Below are 24,114 nucleotides of genomic sequence, written 5' to 3'. Positions count from 1 at the left end.
ATCAATGCTGATGAGGGATTTTCGCTCCCTTCTTTTCCCTCTCAGCCGACCGTTTCAGGTCAATTGTCTTTAGCCTGAAACCGCTACCGGAGGAACGGATCAACATGTATCAAAACTTTGGACAGTTTATTAATGGCGAATGGCTTAAAGGCAGCGGTAAAGAACCGGTGATCGTTACCGATCCCGGTAATGGAAAAACGCTGGGTGAAATAGCCGCCGCCTCTGCCGCTGACACCCAATCTGCGCTGGCAAGTGCAGCAGCGGCACTGGTCGAGTGGCGAACAACCCTGGGCTGGGCGCGGGCAGATTTACTGCAGGCGGTGGCAAAAGAGATGACGCTATTAGCGGCAGAAGCCGCGCAGATGATCTCGCAAGAGAGCGGTAAACCGTTAGCACAGGCCAAACGTGAGTGGGAATTATCGACCGATCAATTTATCTGGTACGCCGAGGAGGCACGTCGCATCTATGGTCGCATTGTAGAAAGCCGGGTGCCGGGCGGGCGCTGCGAAGTGTCACACGAACCGGTCGGTGTGGTGGCGGCTTTTACCGCGTGGAATTTTCCGGTGGTGCTAGTGGCACGCAAGCTCGCACCTGCGCTCGCCGCTGGCTGCACGGTGGTGTTGCGTCCCTCGAGTGAAGTCCCTGGCTCCGCCATGATGATTTTTGAGTGTCTGCGCAAAGCGGGACTGCCGGCTGGCGTGGCCAATCTGGTTGTTGGGCCGACTGCCGCAACCTATGAACCGTTGATTGCTTCGCCCGTGGTGAAGAAAGTCTCACTAACCGGCTCAACGCAACTCGGCCAGCAGATGATTCGCGATTCAGCGGCCACCATCAAGCGCCTGAGCATGGAGTTAGGCGGCAACGCGCCGGTCATCGTCTTTGAAGATGCCGACCTGGAAAAAGCGCTCGACCTTTCCGTAGCCACCAAATTTGCCAACTGCGGCCAGGTTTGTGTCACCTGCGATCGCTTTTATGTCCACCAAAGCCGCTACCACGACTTTGTGCAAGGTTTTGCCGAGCGCGCGGAAAAACTCAAGGTGGGTTACGGGCTGGATGAGGGAACGCAAATGGGCCCGCTGATCAACCCTCGGCGTCTTAAAGCTATCGAAGCGATTGTGGCGGATGCACGCGATAAAGGGGCGCGCATCGTGACCGGCGGCGAGCGTATCGAATTAAACGGCGGTTATTTTTACGCCCCTACCGTGATAGCGGATGTTCCCGATGATGCGCTGGCGATCGCCGAAGAGAACTTTGGCCCTATCGCCGCCATCACATCATTTAGCGACAGCGACGATCTGTGGCGGCGCGTTAATAACTCTGACTTTGCCCTCTCCGCATACGCCTTTACCCACGATCCGGCCCGCATCCGTGAAACCGTTGCGCGCCTCGAAGCCGGTATGGTCGGTATCAACAGCTATGCGCTGGCCGCTGCCGAAGTGCCGTTTGGCGGCGTGAAAGCCAGCGGCATGGGCCGTGAAGGCGGAAGTGAAGGTATTCACGACTATATGAACGTCAAACTCGCGCAAATCGTGCTGTAAGGAATGCATTGATGAAGCTGAATAATATCAAAGCACGCTGGAATGAAGGACAAACCGTACTTAATGGCTGGCTTAGCATCGCCAACGCCTTCACCGCTGAGATCATGGCTGAGCAGGGTTACGACGCGCTGACTATCGATTTGCAGCACGGTTTTGTCGGCTATGAGCAGGCAACGCATATGCTACAGGCGATGCGCGCCAGCGGCGTTGCCCCCATGGTGCGCGTGCCCTGGCTAGAGCCGGGCATCATCATGAAGTCACTCGATGCCGGTGCGTGGGGCATTATTTGTCCCATGATCAGTACCGCTGAGCAAGCGCAGGCGCTGGTCTCCTGCGTACGCTATCCGCCCCATGGCAGCCGCAGCTTTGGTCCAACGCGCGTGACGTTCTCTGCCGGTCAGGATTACGGCCAGCATGCCGACGATCACGTGGTGTGTTTCGCAATGATTGAAACCGCAGAAGCCTTTGAAAATATCGAAGCGATTGTCGCCACGCCCGGTCTCGATGGCGTCTATATCGGCCCGGCCGACCTGACGCTGGGCCTCACCGGGAGAAAATATCGAACTGGCTTTGATCGCACTGAAGCGGAAATTGTCGATGCAATTAAACATATTCTCGCCACCGCCCATCGCGCCGGGAAGAAAGCGGGTTTGCACAATGGTTCTGCCGCTTATGCGGCCAACGCGGCGCAATGGGGCTTCGATTTAGTCACCCTTTCCAATGATGTCCAGCTGTTGCGTGGTGCAGCAGCCAGCAGCGTGCAGCAGTTCCGCGAACTTAACGGTAACCGCGTAACAGCACCATCAACCCAGGCGGGGGGTTACTAACATGCCAAACATTCTGGTTGCCGGAAAAATTCATCAGGCTGGGATCGATATTCTCAATAGCGCGCCAGGTTTCACGGTGCAGTTGGTGCACGACGTTAGCGTGGAAAGTTATGCGCCTTTTATGGCTGAGGCGGATGCGCTGTTAATCCGCACGCAACCGCTCACGGCAAAAGAGATCGTTGCCGCGAAAAATCTGCGCGTGGTGTCACGTCACGGTGTGGGTTATGACTCGGTTGATGTTGCCGCCCTCACCGAACGCAACATTCCGCTGACCATTGTCGGCAATGTGAATTCGCTTTCCGTGGCGGAGCACACCCTGTCCATGCTGCTGGCTTTGGCAAAACGCCTCTGCTATTTCGATAACAGTATTCGTGAAGGGGAATGGAATCGTCGCAACAGTTTTTCTGCGGTTGAGGTGGCTGGCAGAACCTTATTCATCCTCGGTTTTGGTCGTATCGGCCGCGAAGTGGCGCGTCTGGCGAAAAGCTTCCGCATGAAAGTCATCGCCTACGATCCTTTCCTGCCCGATAACGCTTTTGAAGAAAGCGGCGTAGCCCGCATAACTGCCATCAATGACGGTTTGCAGCTGGCAGATGCGATCACCATTCATCTGCCGTTGAGCGGCGAAAAACCGTTGATTGGCGCAGAAGAACTGGCACTGATGAAACGTCACGCCATTTTGATCAATACCGCACGCGGCGGCATTGTCGATGAAGAGGCGCTGGCAACCGCCCTGCAAAACGATGCGCTGGGCGGCGCGGGTCTGGATGTGTTACAGCAGGAGCCACCCGCCCTGCACACTTCGCTGCTAGCCCAGCGCGATAAATTAATCCTCAGCCCCCATTCGGCGGGGCTCACCGAAGAAGCGGCGATGCGCATGTCGGTCTCCGCCGCCACTAATATCGTTGACTATTTCACTGGCCAGCTCGATACGGATCTGGTGGTCAATAAGCAGGTTCTGGCGCTTAACGACCTGATGAGCCAATTACCCTGATAACAATAAAACTCGACCCGGAGAACATCATGCTCAAAATTGCCATCCTCGGCGCTGGCCGTATTGGCCAGGTCCATGCCGCCAACGTGGCACGCCATAAAGACGCGCAGCTGGTTATGGTTGCCGATCCCTTTATCGAAAATGCTAATGCATTGACAGCCCTGTGGGGCGGTCGCGCGGTGCAAGATCCGCTTGAGGCGATTCACGATCCTGCTGTTGACGCCGTGGTGATTGGTACACCTACCGATACCCACGTCGAACTGATGCTCGCCGCAGCCAATGCAGGCAAAGCCGTGCTGTGCGAAAAGCCGGTGGATCTTGATATCCACAAAGCGCTGGCGGCCGAAAAAGCGCTGGGCGAGAAGGCCAGCAGAGTAATGCTGGGTTTCAACCGTCGCTTCGATCCCGGCTTTAACGAAATTCATCAGCGTATCGCTCAGGGAGATATTGGCGACCTGCATCAGGTGGTGATCACCAGCCGCGATCCGGGTCTGGCACCGCTGAATTATCTCAAGCATTCCGGCGGTATCTTCCGCGATATGGTGATCCATGATTTTGACCTCGCGCGCTGGATTTTGGGCGAGGAACCGGTAGAGGTGTTTGCCACCGGCAGCCGCCTGTTTGAGCCTTCGCTGGAAGCGTTAGGGGATTACGACACCGTGATGGTGCAGTTGCGTACGGCTTCCGGTAAACAGTGCCAGATTAACTGCAGCCGTCAGGCGGTATATGGCTACGATCAGCGTCTGGAGGCATTTGGTTCTGGCGGCATGATGATCAATGACAACCACCGTGAAACCACGGTGCGCCATTTTGGCGCGCAGCACACCGAAGTGCGCGGTCCGCTGCTGGACTTCTTCATGCAGCGTTATACCGATGCGTATCGGCTGGAAATCGACGCCTTTATTCAGGCCATCAGCAAGGGTACCGCGCTGCCTGTCACTATCCATGATGGCTGCCAGGCGCTACGCCTTGCCGATGCTGCGCAGCTCTCCGCCGATACCCAGGCCGTGGTGAAACTGAATTAAGGACATTGTGATGCGCAAATTAGGTATTGGCCTTATTGGCACCGGCTTCATGGGCAAATCTCACGCTATGGCCTGGCGTGCGGCAGCCAACTTTTCAGGCGAGGTGCAGCCGGTGTTGGTGTGCGTCGCGGATATTGACGGTGAAGCTGCCCGCCGTACCCAACAGCAGTATGGCTTTCAACGTTCAACCAATAACTGGCAGGAGTTGATTGACGATCCTGAAATTGATGTCATTTCAATCACCTCACCCAATCGCTTTCATGCCGAGCAGTCGCTAGCGGCAATTGCGGCGGGCAAACATGTGCACTGCGAAAAACCGCTGGCACCGGATAGCCAAACCGCAGAACGCATGGTGCTGGCCGCCAAAGCAGCAGGCGTGGTCACCCAGGTTGGCTTTAATTACGTTAAAAATCCGCTGCTGAAGCTGGCGCAAAAGATGATAGCGGAAGGCGATCTGGGTGATATCACCGGTTTTCGCGGTATTCATGCCGAAGACTTTATGGCCAATCCAGAGATCCCCTGGTCATGGCGACTGGATCCCTCAGGCGGCGCCGGTGCCGTGGCCGACCTGGGCAGCCATATTCTTGGCATGGCGCGCTTTCTGCTTGGTCCCATTTCGTCACTGTTTGCCGATTTGGAAACCGTGATTAAAACACGCCCGGAAAGTGCCGGTGCCGCAATTACCAAAGCCGTTGAAGTGGATGATATCGCTCGTCTTACGGTGAAGTTTGCGCGCGGTTGCAGCGGGCATGTTGAAGCTAACTGGGTGGCTTCAGGTCATAAAATGCAGCTGGGCTTTGAAATTACCGGTTCTAAAGGCGCGCTGATTTTTAATCAGGAGCGTTTCAACGAACTGCAATATTTCCAGTTCAATCAACATGAAGCGACCAACGGTTTTAAAACGCTGGTAGCCGGACCCGAACATTATCCTTATGCCCTATTCTGCCCGGCTCCGGGACACCAGCTTGGATTTAATGATTTAAAAACTATCGAAATGCTGGAGTTTATTCAATCAATCAATGAGGGGAAATCTATTGGCCACGATTTTACTGAAGCATATGAAATTCAGAAGTTGGTCGATGCTGCCGTCGCCTCTTCACGTGAAAAAAGTTGGATAACGATCTAAAACATCAGGTCGTAAGGCAGGGATGCCGCTCTGTAATTTCTATTATCAGCCGTTCCAGGTCGTGCACGACATAAAAGTGCTGTAAATAAACCCTACGCAAGTGAAGTTAATAATAAAAAACCCGACATCAGACTGGTTCTGAGATTAATCATAAATGTGGAATGCTATTATGAAAAAAATCATCTTACTCTGCCTTACCTTACTTTCGCTAAGCCCTGCTGTTAATGCCGTACAGGTTGGCGTAAGTATCGCCCAAATGGATGACGTATTTCTCTCACGCCTGAGAGGATATATTATCGAGCAGGCGAAAACGCATCCTGATATGAAAATTCAATTTGAGGACGCTCAGGGCGCCGTAGATAAACAACTTAGCCAGGTGCAAAGTTTTATTAACGGTAAAGTCGACGTCATCATTGTTAATCCGGTTGATACCCAGGGAACCAAGAATATGGCTGACGCGGCACGCGCCGCCAAAGTACCCCTGATATTTCTTAACCGTATGCCTTCAGACGCCAAAATGGGCGATGGCGTGAGCTATATCGGCAGCGATGAAATTGAAGCGGGACGTTTGCAGATGCAGTATCTGGCAGATTTGGTTAAAGATCGCAAAAGCGTTAATGTCGCCATCATGAAAGGTTTATTAAGTAATGATGCCACCCGTTTCAGAACGCAAGGCGCGAAAGAGATTATTGCCAAACATCCTAATATGCATGTAATTGTTGAAGACACAGCGAAATGGATGCGTGAAGACGGCATGAATCTCATGAATAACTGGATTCTGTCGGGCGACAAAATTGATATCCTTTCCGCTAACGCGGACGAAATGGCTATTGGTGCCGCCATGGCCATTAAAAGTAACGGCATTAAAATTGGCAAAGATATTTTAGTTGGCGGCACCGACGGCGGCCCGAATGGTTTACAGGCGATAAAAACCGGTTTACTCACTGTCACCGTATTCCAGGATGCGAAATCACAAGCTTATGGCGCCGTGGATATGGCAGAAAAAGCCGCCAAAGGTGAAAAAATCCAGGATGTTAATTTTATTCCGTTCCAGTTGGTCACACCGCAAAACTACCAGAAGTTTATGACTAATTAACTTTCGCTTTCTTCTGTGTCTGTTGTTTGCACCTGTGAAGGCAGCAGGTGCCTTTTTTTTAATTCGGAGAAGTTATGAAAACGATTAAAGGCCCCGCGGTATTTCTGGCGCAGTTCGCTGGCGACGATGCGCCTTTTAATTCTTTAGCTGGCATGGCGGGTTGGGCGGCGGAAAAAGGATTTAAGGGCGTAGAAATCCCCAGTTGGGACTCTCGTCTGATTGACCTGCGCAAAGCCGCTGAAAGCCAGACCTATGCTGATGAAATTCTTGGCGTACTGGCTGAGCACGAGCTGGCGCTGACCGATTTAGCCAGCCACTTGCAGGGCCAGCTGGTCGCACTGCATCCGGCTTTCGATTTACCCGCCGATAGCTTCGCCCCAGAAAGCGTGCGTAATGATCCGCACGTGCGCCAGCAGTGGGCCACTGAGCAGCTTTACCTGGCAGCACGCGCATCACGCCGCTTAGGCCTGACGAAGCATGTCACTTTCTCTGGCACGCTGCTGTGGCCCTATCTCTATCCCTATCCGCAGTGGCCAGAAGGCCTGATTGATGAGGGCTTCAGCGAGCTGGCGCGGCGTTGGATACCGATTCTCAATGCTTTCGATGAACAGGGAATCGATCTCTGCTATGAGATCCATCCTACGGAAGATCTGCATGACGGCGTGACCTTCGAGCGTTTCCTGGAAAAAACCCACAACCATCCACGCTGCAACATCATGTATGACCCCAGCCATCTGGTATTACAGGGCATTGATTACCTGAGCTATATCGATCACTACCACCAGCACATCAAGGCTTTCCATGTCAAAGATGCCGAGTTCAGGCCGAATGGCAAAACCGGCGCGTACGGCGGCTATCAACCCTGGACCAGCCGGGCAGGACGCTTCCGCTCGCCTGGTGACGGCCAAACTGATTTTGGCGGGATTTTCTCGAAGTTAACCGGTTACGGCTTCGAGGGTTGGGCGGTGCTGGAGTGGGAGTGCTGCTTTAAGAATCCGGAAGATGGCGCACGTGAAGGCGCGCAGTTCATCAGTGACCACATTATTCGCGTCACCGATAAATCGTTTGATGATTTTTGTAAGTCCTACGCCGATCGGTCACTTAACCGCAAAATTTTGGGTATTACAGGAGCAAAAGATGAATAGATCACCTTTGAATGGACGTCGTATCCGATTAGGCATGGTCGGCGGTGGCGAGGGTGCCTACATTGGCGGTATTCACCGTTTTGCAGCGCGTCTTGACGATCAATATGAACTGGTAGCGGGCGCGTTTGACGTTGACGCCGAGCGCGGGCACCGCTTTGCCACGCAAAACTATATCGCCCATGAGCGTTCTTATAGCGATTACACCACCATGGCGCAGTTTGAGGCGGCGCGCGCAGACGGTATTGATGTTGTCGCCATTTGTACGCCTAACTTCACCCACTTCCCCATCGCCAAGGCCTTTCTTGAAGCCGGCATCGATGTGATCTGTGAAAAACCGCTCACTACCACGTTGCAGGATGCCGAAGCGCTGGCCGAAGTGGTGAGCCAGACCGGCCGTTTTCTTGGCGTGACCTACACCTATTCCGGCTATCCGCTGATCGTGGAAGCCCGCGCGCGCGTCCAGGCCGGGCTGATTGGCAAGGTGCGGACCGTGCAGGTGGAGTATCCGCTGGAGTGGATGGCGACCGGCGTCGAGCTGAAAAATAACCAGCAGGCAGCATGGCGCGTCGATCCACAAAAGAATGGACGCGGCGGCTCGATTGGCGATATTGGCACCCATGCCTATCATCTCGCCGGTTATGTAACCGGATTGAAAGCGGAGAGCGTGGCCGCTGACTTAGCCACCTTTGTGGAAGGGCGAGCGCTGGACGATAACGCCCATGTGCTGATTCGCTATGAGGGCGGCGCGCGCGGCATGTTGTGGTCATCACAGGTTGCCATAGGCTGTTCAAATGCGCTGCGGCTGCGAGTTTACGGCGAAACCGGTAGCCTGACCTGGGCGCAGGAGCAGCCGAACGAACTGATTTACACCTCATTGGAAGGCTATACCCAGATTATTAAACGGGGGCGTGACGATCTGGATGCGATAACCCGGGCGCGCACTCGCACGCCGCCAGGCCACCCTGAAGGCTATATCGAAGCCTTTACCAATCTGTACAGCGGCTTTGCTGCGGCACTGCGCGCGCGCGACGAACAGCGCGCGGTTTCTGGCATTGGCGCACTTATCCCGCAAATCCATGATGGCCTAAAGGGGGTAGCCTTTGTCGATGCAGTGGTCGATAGCCATCAACAGGGTACGGTGTGGAAACAGCCGAAATATCGCTGATGCCAACAGAAGCCTGACGCCGTCAGGCTTCGTTAGGTATACATGTTGTAGCGCATGATGATATTGATGCGTGAATAGGTTGCGTTGCTACGCGTTTCAGGTAAAAACCCGTGGAATTCCAGCAGTGTTTTAAATGAGTGCTGCGCATCCAGTTGCAGATTATGCTCAATCAGCGCGTCGATTTTACCCGCCTGCATCAACGCGCGATTTTCCCGATCCAGGTCGTGCCCAACAAACACCTTCGGCTGAATGTTGCGTTCTTCTAATGCGCGCAAAATGCCGGCATTTCCGCCACCCACGGTGTAAACCGCATCAATCTGGGGATTATCCTGCAGGAAGGTTTGCAGGGTTTGGTACATCAGATGGTCTATGCCCGATCCACCGGCGACGATTTTTATCTGATGTTGGGGGGAAAAGGATTTCATTCCCTCCTGAAAACCGCGGATGCGATCCTGTTCCCCAACAAACGCTTTATTGCCGGTGATGGCGGCAATCGTGCCCGGTTCGTTACCCAACCATTTTGCCATCAGGAAGGCTGCCGACTGTCCCGCGCTGACGTTATCCATACCAATGTAACGCAGCCGATGGCTACCCGTGATATCCGTAACCACCGTAACAACCGGAATGCGCTGCTTAATCAGATTGTTAATAACCGGCACCAGCTGGCTTGAATTCATCGCCTTCAGGATAATGCCATGGGTGCTCAGCGAGCACTTTTTCAACAATCGTTCCACTTCCTCCACCGTCATCTCTTCACTGCAATGGAATCTAAGCTGGATGCGGAAAGAGGCGAAACTGGATATCTGGCTACTAAAGGCTTCTTTTACCAACTCACTGAAACGCTCTGGCGTGTGCATGATGACATCGAAGTAAATTGTCCGCCCTTGCGCCAGGCTGCTTTTTTGCTGCAACTCCAAATCGGCTAATGCTTGCTGAATTCGATGCTGCGTTTGCGGATGTACCCGGCCGCGGTTATGCAACGCACGATCGATGGTAGCGAGGCTTAATCCGGACTGGGCTGAAATCTGTTTTTGCGTAAATTTTGGCATAGGTCACATGATGTAGGAGTGAGGTGTTTTTGATGTGCTGTTAAAGAAATGTAACTGCTATTTTAACACTCATCAACCCTATCACGACGCCAGTTAATGTTGCACTGGCGGCTGATAACGCTCTGTCACTCCATCTCTAAAATGAGGTCGTTATGATGTCACCCTATTTTGCCCGTGAAGATCAGGTCTCTGTTGAAGACTTCAAAACATTTTGTACTCAGCAGCTCGATGCCAGTGATTATCCGCTGGCGAGCGAAGCGGTTGCCAACGTGCTGGTTTACGATCGAGAGACGCTGGACACCGCGGCGAAAACGGATAAAAAAGCGCTGCTCAGCGAACTGCATAAAGCCCTTTCTTATGGTCCCGGCGTTTTTGTGGTGCGTGGGTTATACCGCGATCTCGACGTCATTGATCGCACCTCGCAGGCTTTCGAAACCATCATGAGTCATGAGGCCAAATCTAAAATTCAGGCCGATCACTTCTCACGCGCGGGCAACAATGGACGTATCTGGAACGCGCTGCAAAAACTGGCGGAAACCAGCCCGCAAACGTTTGTTGATTACTACGCGAATCCGACGCTGGAGTTGATTTGTCAGGCGTGGCTGGGCCCAGCGTGGAGCATGACCTCGCAAGTGAATCAGGTGCGGCCGGGCGGCGAAGCCCAGCAGCCGCACCGGGATTACCATTTGGGCTTCCAGCAGAGTGCGTTCGCGTCTGAATTCCCGGTGCCGGTACAGATCCTTTCGCAATATCTGACGTTGCAAGGTGCCGTGGCACACACGGATATGCCGCTGGCATCCGGCCCGACCCGTTTACTGCCGTGGTCACATCAGTATGAGCTGGGTTACATCGCCTATCGTGACCCAGAGTTCGTTGAATTCTTTAACCACAATTACGTCCAGCTGCCGCTGGAAAAAGGTGATGGCCTGTTCTTCAATCCGGCGCTGTTCCATGCCGCAGGTAACAATACCACCAGCGATCATGTTAGAACCGCCAACCTGCTGCAGGTTTCCTCCGCATTTGGCGTTCCGATGGAGAAAGTAAACCACGAGCAGTTGCTCAAGCTGATTTACCCGCTGCTGCAAAACAGCCAGCTTACCCAGCAGGAGCTCAATACGGTCGTCAACGTGGCGGCGCGCGGCTACTCCTTCCCCACAAATCTCGATACCGATCCACCGTTAGGCGGCATGGTTCCGCAGACGCAGCAGGCTTTGGTGCACGAGGCCTTGCAGCAAGAGTGGAGCCCGAGCCAGTTCAATCAGAAACTGGATGAGCAAAGTACTCGAAGAGAAGCGTAGCAGCGACAGACCGGGCGCTTGCCCGGTCTGATCACTTCATCAGCACCTGAAACTGCGGATTAAATTCGTCAAAAATCGGCAGCGCTGCAGCACCCAGCGCGGCGGTATCGCTGCCGGTCATACCGATTTTTAAGCGGGTGCCGGTAAGGTAGCGGCCGCGTACTGATTGATACAGCGGTGGCAGGCGGCGAATGATTTTGTCCAGCAGCGCGGCCGGTATCATGCCGCCGATAATCACACTTTCAGCATCGAAAATGCACTCCAGCAGATTAATCGCCTGGCGCAGCGGCGTGAGCACGGTATCAATCCAGCGATCGAACAGCGCCGGATCGACCTCCAGTAAATCTTCCGGCAGCGCCGTCATCGGATCGAGACCGCAAAACTCATATGCCGCCTGCAGCGATACATAGCGCTCAAGACAGCCATGATTGCCGCAATAACATTCGCGTCCACCGGGCTCAACCACCACATGCCCCACTTCACCGGCGTTATGCGCATGGCCGCTGTAAACGTGGCCATCCATAATGATGCCAGCACCCAAACCGGTGCCGATATAGAGATAGATAAACGAGTTGAGCTGGCGCGCCACGCCATGAAAACGTTCACCAATCGCCGCCACCGTGGCATCGTTCTCCAGCGTCACCGGCACGCCGCTCATCGCTGCCAGTTTGGCTTCAATATCCACCTGCTCCCAGCCGTGCAGCGTGGTGGGTCCTACCGAGGAGATGCCTTCGACACCAAACGGACCCGGCATCACCACGCCAATACCCAGCACTTTGCGCCAGCGCTCGCCGAGTTGCGTTTTGATTTCAGCCAGCACCGCTTCGATGCGTGCTAAAGTGGCATCTGGCTCGGGCTTTTGCACCAGAATAAGACGGCGGAAGTGAATTTCACCGGTGAGATCCACCAGCACAATCAGCAGCGTTTGGTGATCCAGATGGATGCCAATTGAGAAGGCGCTGGCAGGATTGAGCGTCACCGGAATGGCCGGTTGCCCACGTCCTTGCTTGCGCGGCTCACGGCTGGTGAGCAGTTCCGCCTGCTCCAGTTCGGCAACGATATTTGAAACGGTTTGCGGCGTGAGCGCGGTCAGGCGAGCCAGTTCGGCGCGGGTGAGTTCGCCGTGCAGGCGAATGGCTTCAATGATCACGCGACGATTGTGCGCCCGTGCATGTTCCAGATTGGTTCCCGACGTTTTCACTTTGCTTTCTTCCCTCATTCAACCGCGCTGTGAATAGCCGCATCAATATCTATGATCGGCCACAGTAATTACAACCCTTTCGGGACGTTGAATGGGGGTTGGCTAAGTGCAACAGCAAATTGGTCATGGCGGTACGGACGCAAAATTAACGTCATAGCTAACGAACACGGATGAGTTAACTTCGCGTGGCTTATGAAGGATGACGCCTATCTTGATGGTTATTCATCGGAAAGCGGGTCAGTGAGTTTCTCGCTGATCGCAGACTTTTCATAATTAGATGTCCGCAATGTGCCAGAAGCGGACATTACTTTCCTATGGTTCAAACATGTAAAATAGTCCGAATCATGCAAAACCTTCTGGTGTTTGTCAGAGCCTGTTATTCACAACCAGCCATAATGGTTAATTATCTTTCTTCAACGCGGAGGTGGCTTTCCATTCAGCGTATATACTTTCCAGCCCCTGCCTGTAACTTGTTATACGAAAGTCCGGGAAGCGCATCTTAAATTTTGATGAGTCAAAAAGATTATCAGCTTCATAGCGGGGAAGGAGTTCCCGCAGTTCACGAGGCCCTTTAGAAAATATACCCGCAATATATAAGGAGTATTTCCTCAGAACTGACCATGACGGTTCTTTTCCAAATACACTGCACGCCAGAGAAACAAACTGCGCATAGGTGATTCGTTCTTCACAACAGGGCAGATGCCATGTCTGACCGTAGGCATCTGGCGTGTTACCCAGCAGCGCTAAAGCCCGGCTTGCATCAGGGGTCCAGATGAGCGTACGTAATGAGTCATCACGCAATGGGACGAGTGGTTTTTTTCCAGCTTTAAGTCTGTCTAAAACCAGGGCATTGGTAAAACTCTGGGTTTTCCCGGGCCCATAAAATTCAGGGGCGCGACCAATGAGTACAGGAATATCACCCCGCAGCATCTCCTCCAGAACCATATTCGCCATCTTAGCCCGGACTCGCCCTTTTCGCCCTGATGGCTGGAACGGCATATCTTCCATCTGCAGTCTGCCGTCCTGAGGGTACATATACGTATTGTCAAAATAGACAAAATGAGCCCCTGCTTGCCGGGTGGCATTCAGTGCATTCTGAAGCATTACAGGAAACTGCTCCTCCCAGAGGGAGGAATCCGGTGGCAGTCCTGCCGCAAAATACACAATGCGGCTTCCTTTTACCGCATCCAGAGTCTGACTGCCATCAAGCAAATCAGCCGACATAAGGGTGTCGCTTTTAGTGACTTTATGCGGATTGCGGCTGACAAGCCTCAGCTCAGCACTGTAGGAATGTGTTAACTCGCGGGCAAGTTCCCGGGCAATCTGTCCGCTTGCTCCCAGAATCGTTTGCATTTATTTCCTCTTCATACAATTTTTGATGGAAGTCCCGGGACTTTGACTTTTTTAAAAGTATAAGATTAAAGTTAACTTTAATGTCAAGGGCGGTCACTGGAGATGAAATGAAGATAGGAGATCTTGCAAAAGCGACGGGGCTTACACCTTCCCGCATCCGTTATTACGAGGCGGAAGGCCTGATAAGTGCCCCTCCCCGACAGGATAATGGCTATCGCCATTATCCGCCTGAGACCGCCCTGATACTCATGCTTATTGACCGGGCACAGGGATTTGGATTCACGCTTGAGCAAATCCGTCAGGTATTACCTCAGGGGAAAGAAAGCTGGAACCATGAAGGATTAATTGCTTCTCTTGAATCCAGGGTTGAGGAGATCCGACTCCTGCAGCAGCAACTCAGGGAAAATCAGACCATGATACTGCATTTAATCAGCGGCATCGAAAACAGGCCGGAGGGTATTTCATGCCAGGAAAATATGTTGCGGGTTATGAGGCTAATGCAGGTTGATACGCCGGTTCTTCATTCTATTAAGTAATCTGGCAAACATTGCGCCAGGTCTGTTTCAGAATGAAGAGTGAATTAACGAAGTCTGATTTGTAAGACACGGTTCCCTTGTTCACAAGCATGAAGACTCCGTTACCGGTATTTTGTACCGGTAACGGAGTCTTCAACTTATATATTTTATCAGCTGGATTAACTGTTTATAAATGCAAGTAGATCTGCGTTCACCTGATCCGCGTGTGTAGTGGGTATGCCGTGGGGAGCTCCTTTATAAGTATTGAGTTTCCCATTTTGGACCAGTTCAGCCGACAACTTACCGGAATCATCATAAGGGACAACCTGATCGTCATCGCCATGAATCACCAGTACGGGGATGGATATTCCTTTGAGGTCTTCAGTAAAGTCGGTTTGCGAAAAAGCAACGATCCCATCGTAATGCGCTTTGGCGCTACCCATCATGCCCTGTCGCCACCAGTTATAAATGACAGCTTCGGAAGGAGCCGAACCGGAGCGGTTAAATCCATAAAATGGTCCAGCAGGAACGTCATAATAGAACTGAGCGCGATTAGCAGCCAGTTGCGCCTGCAGGTCATCAAATACTGTTTTCGGCGTTCCCTGTGGATTATTGTCGGTTTTCACCATCAATGGCGGTACGGCACTGATTAACACGGCTTTTGAAACTTTATCTTCACCATGCCTGGCTATATAACGTACAACTTCGCCACCGCCGGTTGAATGGCCAACATGCATCGCGCCTTGTACATTAAGGTGTTCCACAACGGCTGCAACATCATCTGCGTAATGATCCATGTCGTGGCCATCCCACACCTGTCCTGAGCGACCATGCCCGCGCCGGTCATGTGCCACAACGCGGAAGCCTTTATTTACGAAGAATAACATCTGGGCATCCCAGTCATCACTGCTCAGAGGCCAGCCATGATGGAAAAAAATAACTTTACCATCCCTTGGACCCCAGTCCTTGTAGAAGATTTCAACGCCATCGCGAGTTGTTACATAACCCATGTCACTTCTCCACTCAGATAAACTGTCAATGGACTGTGCTTATCCTGCTCAACTCTTCGTAAAGGGCAGAACGAACTGATAAGTACCGATCCTTTCACCGGCTCTGAATCAACCGTGACTGTAGTATAGGTTTAAAGTCAACTTGAAGGTCAATGAGGGTTGTGAGATTGTTTGAGGGCTTTGAGTGTAGGTTACAAAAAACCTCTCCGGGAGAGCAGGGGATTTCTGACTCAGGTATCGCAGGAAGGAGAGCTCATGGTTTGCTAGAGTCATGATTTTGACTACAAAAAGCAGGACTTGCTATATCACGCAGTCTGCTTTTCGCTCATAGCGGACCTTAGCCTACCGTCAGTCCGCTTTGTGCCAAAAGCGGACATTTGCATCAACTGTTGACACCCATACTTTTATGTAACATATGAGTGTTGGGCACCTCTAAAGGGGTCGAGACTGCCTCATGGTATCAGCCAGCAAATTACTACAAACGGGATACGGTTTGGACGTTATGCTGAAAGACGTAAGGATCTGATAGCAGCTGAAATTGCTCGTCATCCGGATAGGTAACTGCGATCTGGAACTGTTCGCCTGCGAATGCTTTCACTGCCTCAATATCTTTCCAATAAGTTGCCAGAAAGAAATGCTCCCAATTACCCTGCGTCTCTCTGCGTACATATGTCCCCAGATTTCCGGGTGTCCTCTCTAAATGTTCAACACCGGTTTTTGCAAATGATGTGCAAAACCTTCTGCATGCTTGACTGGTACGCATCCATGCCATGTTCTTACAATCATGTTTCTACCCATATGTTTTAGAAGGGTTTTAAATATAGCATGTAGGATGGATGTGGGATTCGTGAGTGGGTTGTTATGTCTAATGTGGCATAACATCCCTATCGCCATGATTTTGACGTCCGCTCCTCACTCATAGCAGACATAAGCCTTACGTCAGTCCGTTTTGTGACAGAAGCAGAGGTTGTGCGTTTCATTATCAAAAAAGCAAGATTGAACATTCAGAGGAGGATGGTAAGGTCATTGTTTGCTCATTTCCAAAATGGCTCTTATATGAACAATGTGTTACGGAAGAATTATCCCGAATTAGGTGAAGTAAAGGCTCCTTATGTTCATGCTGTAAAACATGGCGGTACGCTCTACATTTCCGGATTGACTGCTTTTGGCACAGTTGCTCAACATAAAGGCATTGCTGAGCAGGCTGAAGAAATATTTTGCCAAATCAGGAAAATAATCAGCGCAGAAGGCTCAGATTTTTCAGCCCTGATTAAAGTGACGATATTCATTACCTCTTTTAAAGAGATAGACGAGCTACGCAAAGTATTGTACCGAAATTACGGTGATCACTTGCCAGCCAGCTCGCTTGTTGAAGTTAGCCGCCTCTTTTCACCTGACCTCTCGATTGAAATTGAGGCTATATTCGGCCTTTGATTTATTGCTCATAACCGGATAGCGATAACTATTCGGTTCTTACGCCGTTTTATTAAACCCTCTTTAAGACATAGCGTCCGCTGTTCGCTCATAGCTGACCTTAGATCTCACATGAACTTTATCGATGTCCGCAGACATCAACTTTTTCGCCAGTCAGTCTCCCAACCGCCTCTATTGCGTCTGGATCACCATGCCAGGCCATGCAACTTAAACAATCTCCGCCACAGTCTAAATTCAATGTGTCTGGTGTTTTACTCATTGGCTGATTACAGGTCTGGCAATTGTTTTCTTTCACTGGAAGTGGCATCCGATTTTGATTTTCATTTCTATGTTACCTGACATATCACTCTTATGTCCGCAGTTCGCTCATAGCTGACTTTCTTCTGCGTCCGCTTCGCGCCAGAAGCGGAACTCAGTCACCACTTAGCGCACTGATTTTTAAGGATGCCATTATATGTGTATAAGGACTTTACCGATCACTTTTGCATGTTCCACTGTATAATGAGCGTCGGCTATTTTCTCAAGCGGCAGATTTAAGCCTATTAAAGGTGCATAACTTCCAGTTTCAAGGCAGGAATTAATATCTTCTGCGCTGGCTTTTTTAACGTCCATGGGAACTTTGTATATATAGACAAAGCGGAGTACACAGCCGTGCATCATGGCTTTGAGAAGTGGAACAGAAATTGTTTCTGTTGCGCTACTCGTAGCATAAGAGCTAATAACTCCTCCTTGAGACAAACAAGCCAGGTTGATATCAAGGTTCTCTTTCAAAGCCACATCGACAATATGATGAACCCCCTGATTATCTGTATTCGCCATGATGATATTTGCCACATCGCCAGCTGTATGGTCGAGTACTAAATCAGCACCATTAATTTTTGCTATCGCCGCTTGTTGAGCATTTCTCACCGTGGTAACAACCCATGCACCGGCCCATTTAGCTAATAAAATTGCTGCAGTTCCCACCACTCCAGCTCCGCCATGAATGAGTACCCGGCGGTCTTTAAGGTCACCGTCTGAAAAAAGGCAGCGGTGAGCGGTAAGGGCTGGAATTCCAAGTGAAGCGCCTGTTTCAAACGAAACATTATCGGGGAGTCTTACAGCCTGACTTGTTGGTACGACAACGAACTCTGCTGCCGTTCCTGACGCCCGTCCATATTGTGCTTCATAAAGCCAGACACGCTCATTAAGTCGTTCTGACGATACGTTCTCACCAACTGCTTCAATCACACCTGCGCCATCCTGATGGGGAATGATGCGGGCATATGGCATGCTCGCAGAGAACGCTGTTCTTGCCTTGATGTCTGATGGATTGATTCCTGAAACGTAAATACGCACGAGTACTTCATTCGGACCGGGGCTGGGTTTAGAAACTTCACCAATTTTCAGTACATCATATGCATTACCTTGAGTGTCATAATATGCGGCTTTCATTAGTTGTAACCCTATGTATGAATTGAAAATAAATCATTATACGTTTTAGTCTTGTTCCTTGGTGTACTTTAAGCTCTATGGATAGTATTTAAAAGTAGGCACTCTTATGATACATAGGGATAATAAGTATACTAATGGAGTGTCTAAATTGATGAAAATCGAGGAAGAACAGAATTACCAATGCACCGTAGAAGCAACCATTACAGTAGCCGGGGGTAAATGGAAACCGTTGATCATTTATTATCTGCTCAGTGGGACCAAGCGATTTGGAGAACTTCGTAAACTCATAGGTAGTGTGACGCAGCGTTCATTGACGCTACAACTTAGAGAACTTGAGGCTCATGGCATTATTTCCCGGAAAATATTTGCAGAGGTCCCCCCACGAGTTGAATATTCACTCACTGAATTAGGTTTTACTCTCGCTCCTGTACTCGAGACGATGAAAGCTTGGGGAGATGCCTATGTATCCAGGCAACGAAAAAAGGATCATTAATTATGTACCCGTTTTTGGTGTTGAGTAACCAGCTCACCATTGCGCAGGACATTCCGATGTAAATATCCATTCTTAGCTTCCGCTTTTCGCTCACAGCGGACCTTCAGCGTCCAATAACCATTAGTTTTGCATTCCGACGAGTTACCGTTTGGCTGATACGCTGGGTCGTTAAAACCTGATCAGAGACGAGTAAAACGGTGAACTTCCGCTTCTCGCTCATACCGCACAGGGCTCTCATATCTGTCCGCTGCGTGCCAGAAGCGGACATCTGCGTTCTGGGCCAACACAAACGGGTGAGCGAAAGTAGTCTTATGTAAAGCGACTGAATTGCTCTCTTACTCTGACTTTTTATCCCATTCGGCGTGAGTCAGTGTAAACAGCATGCTGGCGGGCGCATTTGTCACATCCTGAATGTCCCGTACATACCTGAGTCCGGAATTAGTCAGGACTTTTTGCGATGCAAGGTGGTTTGCTCTTACTACTGCAGAGATATCCGGCAGTTTTAGCTCACCAAATCCATAACTGACCGCATGGTTAGCAAACTCTGTCGCCAGCCCTCTTCCCCATGACTCAACAGAGAACCGATATCCTAGGTTATTGATAGTGGTATCGGCATAACTGCGGATATTCAGCCCGCCAAAACCGATGAGCCTTTTAGGATCATCGTTCAGCGAGATAGCCCAGTTTCCGAAACCGTAATCTTCCCAGTGTTTAAGCCAGCGAGCCAAAACATCACGGGCATAATCAATATCAGGATATGGGCCTGCGGGATTAAATGTATTCGTGGCAGGATCGCCATAAATTCTGAAAAGGTCATCGGCGTCTGAGGTGATTACAGGCCGAAGATGCAGTCGGGAGGTGGTTAGCCGCAAAATTTCTCCTGAGTTTTTGATTCATTCAATGAGTTATCTTACTGTTTTTATAGCCAGAAAATTTCGGCTTCACAACAGCACTGTTATGTTTAATTTGGCAAAATTTGCATGTCGCCATCATTTTGACGTCTGCTCCTCGCTCATACCGCACAGGGCTCTCATATCTGGCCGCTCTGTGCCAGAAGCGGGTCTTGCTAATTTTTAGGTGCATTATTCAAAAGCGGGAAATTTTAAATACCCCATGAGATAGTATGGTCTTCCCTAAAACATATTCCTTTTATTGAATATGTTTTTGTTCTATCCTCTTGCCAATACCTTCAGGCTTTCCTTAATCGGGTTTCAACATGTTATCTCTGACACCACTACAACTTTTTAAAAACCTTTCGGACGAAACACGTCTCACACTGGTGCTGCTGCTGAAAGAAAAGGGAGAGCTCTGTGTGTGTGAACTCACTGGGGCACTGAACCTTCCTCAGCCTAAAATTTCCCGCCACCTTGCAATGCTGCGATCCAGCGGGTTACTCAGTGACCGGCGCGACGGCAAGTGGATCCACTATCGCCTGTCTCCACACATGCCAGTGTGGGCGGCTTCTGTCATTGATCAGGCGTGGCTGAGCCAGCGTGATGAAATTCGTGACCTGGCCGATCATTCACAGCTGGATCATGCCACAACTAACGGCAGGGCTGTCTGCCTGTAAAAAAATTTAGCCAAACACATCCGAATTATCGAATGTGTTTTTAGACTTCTAAGACTTATCAACGGAGGAAGCATGCTGCTGGCAGGCGCAATTTTTATTCTTACACTGATATTTGTTATCTGGCAGCCACGCGGGCTTAGTATAGGATGGAGCGCTGTTGCCGGAGCCGCGCTGGCGCTGGCAACCGGCGTGGTTCATATCGGTGATATTCCCGTGGTCTGGCAGATAGTCTGGAACGCAACGGCCACGTTTATTGCGGTGATCATTATCAGCCTGCTGCTGGATGAATCAGGTTTTTTTGAGTGGTCGGCGCTGCACGTGGCACGCTGGGGCGGCGGCAGCGGAAAGCTGCTTTTCACCTATATTGTATTGCTGGGAGCGGCGATAGCAGTGCTGTTTGCTAATGATGGCGCGGCGTTGATCCTGACGCCCATCGTGATTGCCATGCTGCTGGCACTCGGATTCAGCCAGGGGGCCACGCTGGCGTTCGTGATGGCGGCTGGATTTATCGCTGATACGTCAAGCCTGCCGCTCATCGTGTCTAACCTGGTCAATATCGTCTCAGCTGACTTTTTCCATCTGGGATTCAGGGATTACGCTTCGGTCATGGTGCCGGTCAATATCGCTTCGGTGCTGGCTACACTCGCCATGCTGCACCTCTTTTTCCGCAAGGAGATTCCCGCGCAGTATGATGAAGCCAGGCTCAGGATGCCGCGTGAGGCCATTCGTGATATCAGCACCTTCCGTGCCGGATGGGTTGTCCTCGTTCTACTGCTGGCGGGCTTCTTTGCGCTGGAACCGCTCGGCGTACCGGTCAGCCTGGTTGCAGCCATCGGCGCGCTAATCCTCTGGCTGGTCGCACGGCGCGGCCATGTGATTGATACCCGCAGAGTGCTGCGCAACGCCCCCTGGCAGATTGTGGTGTTTTCACTTGGCATGTATCTGGTGGTCTATGGACTGCGCAATGCCGGACTGACAGAATATCTGACCGCGCTGCTTAACGATTTTTCCGATGCCGGTGTATGGGGCGCGGCGATGGGAATCGGATATATCACCGCACTCCTCTCATCAGTAATGAACAACATGCCTACGGTGCTGATTGGCGCACTTTCCATTGATGCCAGCACTGCGCAGGGTGTCGTGCGTGAGGCAATGATTTACGCCAACATTATCGGCTGCGATCTTGGACCGAAAATCACGCCTATCGGCAGCCTGGCTACGCTGCTGTGGCTGCATGTGCTGTCCAAGAAAAACATCCGCATCAGCTGGGGATACTACTTCCGGGTCGGTATCGTTATGACGCTGCCGATAATGACCGTTACGCTTGCTGCGCTCGCGCTGCGCCTCTCTGTCTGATGATAATCCGGGCGGCGTATGCAGCCCCATCACACGAGGTTTTACCATGTCTGACATTACCATTTATCACAATCCCGCCTGCGGCACCTCGCGTAATACACTGGCGCTAATCCTGAACAGCGGCGCGGAACCTACCGTTATTCACTACCTTGAAACTCCGCCGACGCGTGAAACTCTTCAGGGGCTGATTGAAGCGACGGGAATCGGAGTGCGGGCGCTGCTGCGTAAAAACACAGATCCCTATGAACAGCTGGGCCTCGCCAGCGACAGCTTTACTGATGAACAGTTGCTGGATGCCATGCTGGCTCACCCGATTCTGATCAACCGTCCGATAGTGGTGACTCCGCTGGGAACGAAGCTTTGCCGCCCTTCCGAAGTCGTGCTGGACATTCTGCCTGATCAGCAAAAAGGTTCGTTCACCAAGGAAGATGGCGAAGTGGTGATTGGCGCGGACGGTAAACGCGTCAGCCAGTAATCAGGCAGGATGAAAAAAACCGGCGTTTCGCCGGTTTTTTCAGATGCTGCGCTGGTTAACTCTGGCAGAGAGCTGCTCCGCGCTCTCCTTTCTCTCGCTGTAGCGGTCGGTCAGATATTTGCTGCGTCCACGGGTCAGCACGGTGAACTTCATCAGTTCCTCCATCACGTCCACGATGCGCTCGTAATATGCCGATGGCTTCATCCGCCCCGCTTCATCGAACTCCGCCCAGGCTTTTGCCACCGATGACTGATTAGGAATGGTGATCATGCGCATCCAACGTCCCAGAATGCGCATCTGGTTAACTGCGTTAAACGACTGGGAGCCGCCGCTGACCTGCATCACCGCCAGCGTTTTGCCCTGTGACGGCCGCACCGCGCCGGTTGAGAGCGGGATCCAGTCAATCTGCGCTTTCATCACGCCGGTCATTGCACCGTGGCGCTCTGGCGAACACCACACCATGCCTTCAGACCACAACACCAGTTCACGCAGTTCAGCTACTTTAGTGTGTGTTTCGGGGGCGTCATCGGGAAGTGGCAGCCCGGATGGATTAAAAATTCTGACTTCTGCGCCCATCGCAGTCAGCAGGCGGGCCGCCTCTTCCGTGGCGAACCGGCTGAAAGAGCGCTCACGTACTGAACCGTACAGCATCAGTATGCGCGGTGCATGTGCAGGCTCGTCAGCTGCCAGTTTTGCTGTGGTAATCGGTGCATCAACCAGGCCAGTATCGATATTGGGTAGCGACATATCCGTTAGATTCATTCTGTTCTCTCTGTTAACTGTGTTGGCAGGCTCAGTCCACATCCACCTTCTCCGCTGCAGCACTCCTCGACGAGAAAGGCCAGCAGCTGCTCCAGACGTTCATACTGTGGCAGGCAAAACAGCGTGCGCCCCTGACGATCCTGACGGATGAGCCCGACAGACATCAGCGCGGAAAGGTGATGGCTTAGCGTGGATGCGGGTATATCCAGCTGCTTCTGTAAATCGCCAACCGGCAGCCCACCGTGCCCGGCCTTAACCAGCGTTTTGTAAACGGCCAGCCTTGTCGGATGGCCGAGCTCTTTTAACGCGCTGGCCGCTGTATTCAGATCCATAAAACCTCCTTAAATCCATATTTCTAGAATAATCGAAATATAAAGTAAGTCAATCTACCCACTTCTGTTGTTATACAATCATTCTGGAAAGCATCCATCGGTTGAACTCACAGCTCATTGCTGGCCTCCGACATCTGAGTACCAGGAGCGAACGTTGCCAATTCCGCGTAGTATTTATTACAGAATAGCGGATCACAATTTAACCAGGTAGCATTGTAGTTAAATCAGATGTTAATGTATCTTTTGTTATCGCATGAATTTATTGAGCTTTTAGGTGAGATGGGTGAACACTACTTTATCATTAGATGACCTTGGCCCACGCATATGTATCATGGGGCCATCAAATAGTGGTAAATCCACACTGGCAAAAGCAATCGCTTCTAAGACGTCATTACCTCTAATTCATCTTGATCAATTGCATCACTTACCTGATACAAAATGGGTTCCCCGTAAACCAGAAGATTTTTATCGGTTACATGAAGAAGCTGTTCGTGGAGAAAAATGGGTAATAGAGGGCAATTACACCAAGTGTATTTATTCCCGACTTGAACGTGCTACAGGGCTGATATTGCTTGATGTGCCAATGGCGATAGCGCTGCAGCGCTATATACGCCGATGTTACTCGTCAAAGCCCAGGATCGGTGGTCTCAATATCCGAAGAGAGCATGTGACGTGGGAAATGCTTAAATACATTGTGCATATTGCGCCTAAAAACCACCATCTTCACAAGAAGATTTTCGAGCAGGTAACCATTCCAAAAGTGATGTTGACATTACCTCGTGATATTAAGACCTGCTATCAAAGCTGGGATATTTCATAATGGTTTAAGATGATTAATATGCTTCCGAAAATAGTCAATCATTCATCGAAGACTATACCTCGCATAATTTAATTACCGGGCACGTCCAATGTGCTG

The 24,114-nt window shown here is 51.2% G+C and carries 24 protein-coding genes and 1 pseudogene; 16 read left to right on the top strand and 9 right to left on the bottom strand.

Translation table 11 applies throughout. The annotated features are described in order from the left end of the window. The first annotated feature begins 104 nt into the window (after window positions 1–104). The 8 genes from AAGR08_RS19805 (at window position 105) to AAGR08_RS19770 (ending at window position 8,916) form a co-directional block, all read left to right on the top strand. Window positions 105–1,538 (top strand): NAD-dependent succinate-semialdehyde dehydrogenase, encoded by a 1,434-nt coding sequence (locus tag AAGR08_RS19805; RefSeq protein WP_097098130.1) that lies wholly within the window; start codon window positions 105–107, stop codon window positions 1,536–1,538. A gap of 11 nt (window positions 1,539–1,549) precedes the next feature. Next, window positions 1,550–2,365, top strand: coding sequence for an aldolase/citrate lyase family protein (locus AAGR08_RS19800; RefSeq protein ID WP_345830433.1), 816 nt, complete (start codon window positions 1,550–1,552; stop codon window positions 2,363–2,365). Between the two features lies 1 nt (window position 2,366). Further along, a complete protein-coding gene (locus AAGR08_RS19795) occupies window positions 2,367–3,359 on the top strand; it encodes a hydroxyacid dehydrogenase (protein ID WP_345830431.1) in 993 nt (330 codons plus the stop codon). Between the two features lie 29 nt (window positions 3,360–3,388). Beyond that, on the top strand, window positions 3,389–4,384 hold the full coding sequence (gene iolG, locus AAGR08_RS19790; protein ID WP_345830429.1) for an inositol 2-dehydrogenase: 996 nt from the start codon (window positions 3,389–3,391) through the stop codon (window positions 4,382–4,384). Between the two features lie 10 nt (window positions 4,385–4,394). Then, on the top strand, window positions 4,395–5,510 hold the full coding sequence (locus AAGR08_RS19785; protein WP_345830427.1) for a Gfo/Idh/MocA family oxidoreductase: 1,116 nt from the start codon (window positions 4,395–4,397) through the stop codon (window positions 5,508–5,510). A gap of 169 nt (window positions 5,511–5,679) precedes the next feature. After that, window positions 5,680–6,606 carry a substrate-binding domain-containing protein gene (locus tag AAGR08_RS19780; RefSeq protein ID WP_097098135.1) on the top strand — a complete coding sequence of 309 codons (927 nt, stop codon included), beginning with the start codon at window positions 5,680–5,682 and terminating at the stop codon, window positions 6,604–6,606. Between the two features lie 74 nt (window positions 6,607–6,680). Further along, the gene (locus tag AAGR08_RS19775) at window positions 6,681–7,751 is read left to right on the top strand and encodes a sugar phosphate isomerase/epimerase (RefSeq protein ID WP_097098136.1); all 1,071 of its coding nucleotides are present in this window, start codon (window positions 6,681–6,683) and stop codon (window positions 7,749–7,751) included. Next, the gene (locus tag AAGR08_RS19770; RefSeq protein WP_345830425.1) at window positions 7,744–8,916 is read left to right on the top strand and encodes a Gfo/Idh/MocA family oxidoreductase; all 1,173 of its coding nucleotides are present in this window, start codon (window positions 7,744–7,746) and stop codon (window positions 8,914–8,916) included. The genes AAGR08_RS19775 and AAGR08_RS19770 overlap by 8 nt, the downstream gene beginning before the upstream one ends. A gap of 32 nt (window positions 8,917–8,948) precedes the next feature. Here AAGR08_RS19770 and AAGR08_RS19765 read toward each other — a convergent pair whose 3' ends face one another. Further along, window positions 8,949–9,965, bottom strand: coding sequence for a substrate-binding domain-containing protein (locus AAGR08_RS19765; RefSeq protein WP_345830423.1), 1,017 nt, complete (start codon window positions 9,963–9,965; stop codon window positions 8,949–8,951). A 155-nt stretch (window positions 9,966–10,120) separates the two neighbouring features. Between AAGR08_RS19765 and AAGR08_RS19760 the strand changes: the two genes are divergently transcribed. Further along, a complete protein-coding gene (locus AAGR08_RS19760) occupies window positions 10,121–11,263 on the top strand; it encodes a phytanoyl-CoA dioxygenase family protein (protein ID WP_345830835.1) in 1,143 nt (380 codons plus the stop codon). A 31-nt stretch (window positions 11,264–11,294) separates the two neighbouring features. Here AAGR08_RS19760 and AAGR08_RS19755 read toward each other — a convergent pair whose 3' ends face one another. Then, a complete protein-coding gene (locus AAGR08_RS19755) occupies window positions 11,295–12,464 on the bottom strand; it encodes an ROK family transcriptional regulator (RefSeq protein ID WP_097098138.1) in 1,170 nt (389 codons plus the stop codon). A gap of 399 nt (window positions 12,465–12,863) precedes the next feature. Next, window positions 12,864–13,817, bottom strand: coding sequence for an NAD-dependent epimerase/dehydratase family protein (locus tag AAGR08_RS19750; RefSeq protein ID WP_345830421.1), 954 nt, complete (start codon window positions 13,815–13,817; stop codon window positions 12,864–12,866). A 107-nt stretch (window positions 13,818–13,924) separates the two neighbouring features. Between AAGR08_RS19750 and AAGR08_RS19745 the strand changes: the two genes are divergently transcribed. Then, window positions 13,925–14,353: a MerR family transcriptional regulator gene (locus AAGR08_RS19745; protein ID WP_345830420.1), complete on the top strand. Its 429-nt coding sequence runs from the start codon at window positions 13,925–13,927 to the stop codon at window positions 14,351–14,353. Window positions 14,354–14,511: 158 nt separating this feature from the next. Here the strand turns inward: AAGR08_RS19745 and AAGR08_RS19740 are convergent, their stop codons facing one another. Both AAGR08_RS19740 and AAGR08_RS19735 read right to left on the bottom strand, forming a co-directional pair. Further along, window positions 14,512–15,342 (bottom strand): alpha/beta hydrolase, encoded by an 831-nt coding sequence (locus tag AAGR08_RS19740; RefSeq protein WP_345830418.1) that lies wholly within the window; start codon window positions 15,340–15,342, stop codon window positions 14,512–14,514. Window positions 15,343–15,817: 475 nt separating this feature from the next. After that, a pseudogene (locus tag AAGR08_RS19735) lies at window positions 15,818–16,128 on the bottom strand (hypothetical protein). 270 nt (window positions 16,129–16,398) lie between these two features. On the opposite strand from AAGR08_RS19735, the gene AAGR08_RS19730 reads away from it, so the two are divergent. Next, complete coding sequence (locus AAGR08_RS19730) at window positions 16,399–16,776, top strand: RidA family protein (protein ID WP_097098350.1); 378 nt, start codon at window positions 16,399–16,401, stop codon at window positions 16,774–16,776. Between the two features lie 450 nt (window positions 16,777–17,226). On the opposite strand, the gene AAGR08_RS19725 is transcribed toward AAGR08_RS19730, so the two are convergent. Further along, window positions 17,227–18,210, bottom strand: a complete 984-nt coding sequence (locus tag AAGR08_RS19725; protein WP_345830417.1) for an NADPH:quinone reductase — start codon at window positions 18,208–18,210, stop codon at window positions 17,227–17,229. Between the two features lie 151 nt (window positions 18,211–18,361). On the opposite strand from AAGR08_RS19725, the gene AAGR08_RS19720 reads away from it, so the two are divergent. Next, entirely contained in the window at window positions 18,362–18,703 is a 342-nt protein-coding gene (locus AAGR08_RS19720) for a helix-turn-helix domain-containing protein (protein WP_097098143.1), read from the top strand. Window positions 18,704–19,038: 335 nt separating this feature from the next. Here AAGR08_RS19720 and AAGR08_RS19715 read toward each other — a convergent pair whose 3' ends face one another. Beyond that, a complete protein-coding gene (locus AAGR08_RS19715; RefSeq protein ID WP_345830414.1) occupies window positions 19,039–19,575 on the bottom strand; it encodes a GNAT family N-acetyltransferase in 537 nt (178 codons plus the stop codon). Window positions 19,576–19,919: 344 nt separating this feature from the next. Between AAGR08_RS19715 and AAGR08_RS19710 the strand changes: the two genes are divergently transcribed. The 3 genes from AAGR08_RS19710 (at window position 19,920) to arsC (ending at window position 22,104) form a co-directional block, all read left to right on the top strand. Next, a complete protein-coding gene (locus AAGR08_RS19710; protein ID WP_097098145.1) occupies window positions 19,920–20,273 on the top strand; it encodes a metalloregulator ArsR/SmtB family transcription factor in 354 nt (117 codons plus the stop codon). 72 nt (window positions 20,274–20,345) lie between these two features. Next, window positions 20,346–21,629: an arsenic transporter gene (locus AAGR08_RS19705; RefSeq protein ID WP_345830412.1), complete on the top strand. Its 1,284-nt coding sequence runs from the start codon at window positions 20,346–20,348 to the stop codon at window positions 21,627–21,629. Between the two features lie 46 nt (window positions 21,630–21,675). Then, a complete protein-coding gene (gene arsC / locus AAGR08_RS19700; RefSeq protein ID WP_097098147.1) occupies window positions 21,676–22,104 on the top strand; it encodes a glutaredoxin-dependent arsenate reductase in 429 nt (142 codons plus the stop codon). Window positions 22,105–22,143: 39 nt separating this feature from the next. Here the strand turns inward: arsC and arsH are convergent, their stop codons facing one another. Next, the gene (gene arsH, locus AAGR08_RS19695; protein WP_097098148.1) at window positions 22,144–22,866 is read right to left on the bottom strand and encodes an arsenical resistance protein ArsH; all 723 of its coding nucleotides are present in this window, start codon (window positions 22,864–22,866) and stop codon (window positions 22,144–22,146) included. Beyond that, on the bottom strand, window positions 22,863–23,198 hold the full coding sequence (locus tag AAGR08_RS19690; protein WP_097098149.1) for a metalloregulator ArsR/SmtB family transcription factor: 336 nt from the start codon (window positions 23,196–23,198) through the stop codon (window positions 22,863–22,865). The genes arsH and AAGR08_RS19690 overlap by 4 nt, the downstream gene beginning before the upstream one ends. A gap of 283 nt (window positions 23,199–23,481) precedes the next feature. On the opposite strand from AAGR08_RS19690, the gene AAGR08_RS19685 reads away from it, so the two are divergent. Beyond that, window positions 23,482–24,018 carry an AAA family ATPase gene (locus AAGR08_RS19685; protein WP_345830408.1) on the top strand — a complete coding sequence of 179 codons (537 nt, stop codon included), beginning with the start codon at window positions 23,482–23,484 and terminating at the stop codon, window positions 24,016–24,018. The last annotated feature ends 96 nt before the right edge of the window (window positions 24,019–24,114 follow it).

The organism is Pantoea sp. BRR-3P (assembly GCF_039621635.1).
Lineage (GTDB): Bacteria > Pseudomonadota > Gammaproteobacteria > Enterobacterales > Enterobacteriaceae > Pantoea > Pantoea floridensis.
The sequence above is the reverse complement of the archived record's forward strand: the minus strand, read 5'-3'. Positions and strand labels throughout refer to the sequence as shown.

What these genes read in the sequence shown, in the direction of transcription:
- AAGR08_RS19710 (WP_097098145.1), top strand. Translation starts at nt 19,920, where the DNA reads ATGTTATCTCTGACACCACTACAACTTTTTAAAAACCTTTCGGACGAA.
- AAGR08_RS19745 (WP_345830420.1), top strand. Translation starts at nt 13,925, where the DNA reads ATGAAGATAGGAGATCTTGCAAAAGCGACGGGGCTTACACCTTCCCGC.
- AAGR08_RS19765 (WP_345830423.1), bottom strand. Translation starts at nt 9,965, where the DNA reads ATGCCAAAATTTACGCAAAAACAGATTTCAGCCCAGTCCGGATTAAGC.
- AAGR08_RS19690 (WP_097098149.1), bottom strand. Translation starts at nt 23,198, where the DNA reads ATGGATCTGAATACAGCGGCCAGCGCGTTAAAAGAGCTCGGCCATCCG.
- arsC (WP_097098147.1), top strand. Translation starts at nt 21,676, where the DNA reads ATGTCTGACATTACCATTTATCACAATCCCGCCTGCGGCACCTCGCGT.
- AAGR08_RS19795 (WP_345830431.1), top strand. Translation starts at nt 2,367, where the DNA reads ATGCCAAACATTCTGGTTGCCGGAAAAATTCATCAGGCTGGGATCGAT.
- iolG (WP_345830429.1), top strand. Translation starts at nt 3,389, where the DNA reads ATGCTCAAAATTGCCATCCTCGGCGCTGGCCGTATTGGCCAGGTCCAT.
- AAGR08_RS19770 (WP_345830425.1), top strand. Translation starts at nt 7,744, where the DNA reads ATGAATAGATCACCTTTGAATGGACGTCGTATCCGATTAGGCATGGTC.
- AAGR08_RS19805 (WP_097098130.1), top strand. Translation starts at nt 105, where the DNA reads ATGTATCAAAACTTTGGACAGTTTATTAATGGCGAATGGCTTAAAGGC.
- arsH (WP_097098148.1), bottom strand. Translation starts at nt 22,866, where the DNA reads ATGAATCTAACGGATATGTCGCTACCCAATATCGATACTGGCCTGGTT.
- AAGR08_RS19750 (WP_345830421.1), bottom strand. Translation starts at nt 13,817, where the DNA reads ATGCAAACGATTCTGGGAGCAAGCGGACAGATTGCCCGGGAACTTGCC.
- AAGR08_RS19775 (WP_097098136.1), top strand. Translation starts at nt 6,681, where the DNA reads ATGAAAACGATTAAAGGCCCCGCGGTATTTCTGGCGCAGTTCGCTGGC.
- AAGR08_RS19740 (WP_345830418.1), bottom strand. Translation starts at nt 15,342, where the DNA reads ATGGGTTATGTAACAACTCGCGATGGCGTTGAAATCTTCTACAAGGAC.
- AAGR08_RS19725 (WP_345830417.1), bottom strand. Translation starts at nt 18,210, where the DNA reads ATGAAAGCCGCATATTATGACACTCAAGGTAATGCATATGATGTACTG.
- AAGR08_RS19760 (WP_345830835.1), top strand. Translation starts at nt 10,121, where the DNA reads ATGTCACCCTATTTTGCCCGTGAAGATCAGGTCTCTGTTGAAGACTTC.
- AAGR08_RS19720 (WP_097098143.1), top strand. Translation starts at nt 18,362, where the DNA reads ATGAAAATCGAGGAAGAACAGAATTACCAATGCACCGTAGAAGCAACC.
- AAGR08_RS19780 (WP_097098135.1), top strand. Translation starts at nt 5,680, where the DNA reads ATGAAAAAAATCATCTTACTCTGCCTTACCTTACTTTCGCTAAGCCCT.
- AAGR08_RS19705 (WP_345830412.1), top strand. Translation starts at nt 20,346, where the DNA reads ATGCTGCTGGCAGGCGCAATTTTTATTCTTACACTGATATTTGTTATC.
- AAGR08_RS19730 (WP_097098350.1), top strand. Translation starts at nt 16,399, where the DNA reads ATGAACAATGTGTTACGGAAGAATTATCCCGAATTAGGTGAAGTAAAG.
- AAGR08_RS19800 (WP_345830433.1), top strand. Translation starts at nt 1,550, where the DNA reads ATGAAGCTGAATAATATCAAAGCACGCTGGAATGAAGGACAAACCGTA.
- AAGR08_RS19785 (WP_345830427.1), top strand. Translation starts at nt 4,395, where the DNA reads ATGCGCAAATTAGGTATTGGCCTTATTGGCACCGGCTTCATGGGCAAA.